Annotated in this window: 6 protein-coding genes; 1 reads left to right on the top strand and 5 read right to left on the bottom strand. The window is 49.6% G+C overall.

The features are described from left to right. From AACZ40_RS28665 to AACZ40_RS28650, 4 genes are all read right to left on the bottom strand, one after another. The coding region (locus tag AACZ40_RS28665; protein WP_339677049.1) for a DUF1257 domain-containing protein at nucleotides 1-271 on the bottom strand (271 nt) is incomplete at its 3' end. 1 nt (nucleotide 272) lies between these two features. Beyond that, nucleotides 273-842 (bottom strand): hypothetical protein, encoded by a 570-nt coding sequence (locus tag AACZ40_RS28660; protein WP_339677046.1) that lies wholly within the window; start codon nucleotides 840-842, stop codon nucleotides 273-275. Nucleotides 843-1,291: 449 nt separating this feature from the next. Further along, entirely contained in the window at nucleotides 1,292-1,837 is a 546-nt protein-coding gene (locus tag AACZ40_RS28655) for a hypothetical protein (protein WP_339677043.1), read from the bottom strand. Nucleotides 1,838-1,904: 67 nt separating this feature from the next. Further along, nucleotides 1,905-2,639, bottom strand: coding sequence for a DUF4339 domain-containing protein (locus AACZ40_RS28650; protein ID WP_339677041.1), 735 nt, complete (start codon nucleotides 2,637-2,639; stop codon nucleotides 1,905-1,907). A gap of 292 nt (nucleotides 2,640-2,931) precedes the next feature. On the opposite strand from AACZ40_RS28650, the gene AACZ40_RS28645 reads away from it, so the two are divergent. After that, a complete protein-coding gene (locus AACZ40_RS28645; RefSeq protein WP_339677038.1) occupies nucleotides 2,932-3,129 on the top strand; it encodes a helix-turn-helix transcriptional regulator in 198 nt (65 codons plus the stop codon). Nucleotides 3,130-3,138: 9 nt separating this feature from the next. Here AACZ40_RS28645 and AACZ40_RS28640 read toward each other — a convergent pair. Then, a partial coding sequence (locus tag AACZ40_RS28640; protein WP_339677035.1) for a hypothetical protein occupies nucleotides 3,139-3,431 on the bottom strand: 293 nt, incomplete at its 5' end.

The following is a 3,431-nucleotide window of genomic DNA, read 5'->3' as shown; positions in this document are numbered from 1 at the left end:
ATTTTTCCACGCCGTAATATTGAAGCAGTCTGTTGAGGTGAGCTGGCTCGCCCCAGCGCCCCTCAAAGTTATCGAATCGAACCTTGCCCTGCTCGATATCGAAGACGACGGGATACCGCCAGTCGGGGAGACGGACGCAATAGCCGGTGGCTTCCCCACTAAACAGCGGAACGGTTTCATGGACGGGCTCTCCCAGTTCAAGTCGGCGGCAGGCCAGGCTCAATGCCTCGGCATCGCGAACTTCTGTTTGAATGGTGACAATATGTGACATTTCAGGTTTCCCTTTCTGTAGGTGGGTTATCAGGTGAGTGGGGTAAATCCGTTAATCGGCGTTTGTCTGGCTTTGATGTGGCAGATGACACCAGACGTGGTTCTGCTGAGACCAGATCGTCCAGCAGTAACTCTGTGATCTCATTCTTGTCCGCTGGTTCAACCTTCTGCTGCAGTAACAGCCAGCAAATCAACAGAGGCAGCAGACTGACCACGACAAACGCCACCCTGGTGATCGCAGCCGCAATGATTGGATCTCGGTTTCGGCTGTCGGCGATTTCGCGGCGTTCTGCCTCCAGTTGATCCCGTTGGTGACCGATCTCACTCCGCTCGGTCTGCATCTCACGCTGCAGGGTGACCATCTCCTGCCTGGCGTTGGCATCTGCTTCCACCAACTCGCGTGAACCCGAGGCGACTTCCTGCTGCAGTTCCGACATCCGGCGGTTTTGATCCGCCTGTCGTTCCAGTTGCTGAGTGGCCAGTTCTGCCACGCGAGCGTTTTCGTCAGAGCTACAGCTGACTCCGATCAGCAGGATCAGTGTCAGTGTGATTAGCAGAGTCTGTTTTTCCATGTGCCCTCCAGCGATGAATCAGGTGTCTGAGAATTTCCTGTAACGCCAGTCGCAACCGCCGTTCCTTGATAAAAGCGACGACGGCCAGCAACAGCGCAACAGAGACGAACGTTAAAACCATGTATTCCAAGCAATGCTCCTTTCTGATGGGGGTGTGAAAATGCAAAACGCCCCGCATTCATGTGCTATGCGCGGCGTTTTCACTAATAACGAATTTGAAATGAGATCGACTGCGATCGATGATAGGTAAGCGTTTCCCTCATGTATCATGCCACGTTTTGGGCCATAATTTAGATGATAGGACGCGCCAGATATCTAATTTCCCAGCTTGTCATTCTCTCTGGCTCCTTCTCTCTTTCTTCATGTATTATGACGCGTTTTTCGCCAGGAATAAGGTCGACAGTGTTCTCACAGTTCTGAGGAGATGAATTGAAAGTCGTTCTTGGCAACTATTTACTGAAGAGAAGCTCTTGAAATCCCCAAAAAATCAATATGGTGCCGAAAACGATGGCAATCACGGCTCCAATTCTGTTAAAGACCGGTCGATATTGTGGAATACCACTGAAACTGTGAGCAATTCCGGTCAAACCGGTATAACAGCCGATTAAAACCAGCGCAAAGCCGCCGATGATCATTGAGAATGGCATCACAGCAACGAACCAGTGATCTTTTGGAAACCGACGCGCTATTTTTATTGAAATAAAAAACAATACGACCACCGCTGACAGAAAATTCCAGCCTGGCAATGGAATGACAGTGTTCCTGTACTCCTCGGCAGGGTCTATTTTCTCAGGGACGAAGCCGGGAAATAATCCGATCTCGAATGCCTGATATTTTCGACCAGTCTCGTGAATGATTTCGGTTTCTGGCTGGATGTAGCCCAGCTCGACATAGTCCATGAGTTCATTATAAGAGTAAGGGCCTGCAAGCAGGCCCTGATCATCAAAACGCCACTCTGTGGCTTTCCGGTTTTCGGCGACTGGATATTCTGTCATGAGGCGCATTCTCCTTCCTGTTCAGGTTAATCAATCAATACTTTTCTGTTCGATTTATGTTGACACTTCAGGACAGGGGCAGAAAACGGGCGTTACGTCTCAACCAGAAAAGTGAAGTGAGCATAAAAGCCCCTTCGCACAGTGAGACGAGGAATACAAAATAGTGGATTAACTCGACTGCCGCGGTTTTTGAGTCGAAACTGTTTTCGTCAGCCATCGAGATGATTAAAACCGAACAGAAAAATAACAGTAGATGGACCGCAGTTGCGACCACAGTACTGAGAATAATGATATTCGGCCCCGAACGGCTTAACGCTCTAAGACGCGAACCACCGATAAACAGTGAAATTGTCACAACCATCGAAGCAAGCATATTGATGATAATGGCAGCAGCTTCCACTCCCGCCAGCGAGGCGTTTTCAGCTAATAAGCCTCCACAGATCAATTCTGAAGCGATATACAGGCACCAGAGCCAGGGAGAGATCTGGAGTGTATAGATACAGACCGAGTTTGCCATAGGTGGTAGTCTGGGATTCGTGATCAGGGGCTCGATGGGATAGCTGTCCACTGGAGGAGGTTGTAGAGCAGCTTCTTCAGTTCCAGACTCGAACGCACTCCAGGCTGACAGTGGCTTCCATTCCTTCGAATCTGATGAGTAGGCATAATCAGCCGAGCTGATTCTGTTTGACTGCAAGGCATCACTGATTTCCTGGTGGGACAGAGGTCCTTCCGCCTCACCATTCTTCGCGAGCCACCACTGGCTCTGGGGACTTTCAATTGTTTTGTTATTTTCTTCGTGCATAAAATCTACCAATCTTATCTAGCTGAAATATTTTAATTTAGGCTTTTTCGGGGACTGCTTCTTCTGCTGTATTCTTACTGAGTCCACTGTATCCAGAGACTGATCAGCAGCGGAATCTGGTTTTTGCAGCCCACACTATCAGAGACATTCACACAACTGTCTGCCCGTTGTCCTGCGATACGCGTCAACCACTTGGACTAACTTACAGCAACATTATGATACTTATAGTCCGTGGTTATATCGTCTCTGTCAAGTGTTAAATACTCGCATGGCAAAACGAGCAGACATATTGGTGAGATTTGGTAAGCGAGTCCGGAAACTACGTAAAGAACAAGGTTACTCTCAGGAGAATTTTGCTTACGCGTGTGAGCTGGACCGGACCTACATCGGCGGGATCGAACGGGGGGAACGAAATCTATCCTTACGGAATATCGAGCGGATCGCCGATACCCTCAAAATCAGTCTGGCAGAACTGATGAAAGGGGTTTGAGGGGTCTTATTAAACTGCAGGAACAGGAACCAGAACAACTCCCAGTCGGTCGTCGGCGTCAGTCATCGACTGGTCGGCAGCTACTGGGTTCTCGAACAGGCGGGAGTTCTTCACCGTTGTCGCCTCAGGGTTGCACACAGCATAGCGTAACTGTGCTGCCAGTAACTGTTGACGCAGCCGCTGGATGTCTGCCTGGCCCCATGTCGTCTCTCTTGAGGGGCCGCCAGCATAGATCTCGAACATCTTTGTATCTTCGAGATCCATTTCTTCGCACCAGAACTGCAGGGCAGCCCTGATCAACA

It is taken from the genome of uncultured Gimesia sp. (assembly GCF_963972345.1).
In the GTDB taxonomy this organism is placed as follows: domain Bacteria; phylum Planctomycetota; class Planctomycetia; order Planctomycetales; family Planctomycetaceae; genus Gimesia.
This window is presented reverse-complemented; position numbering and strand designations above follow the sequence as displayed.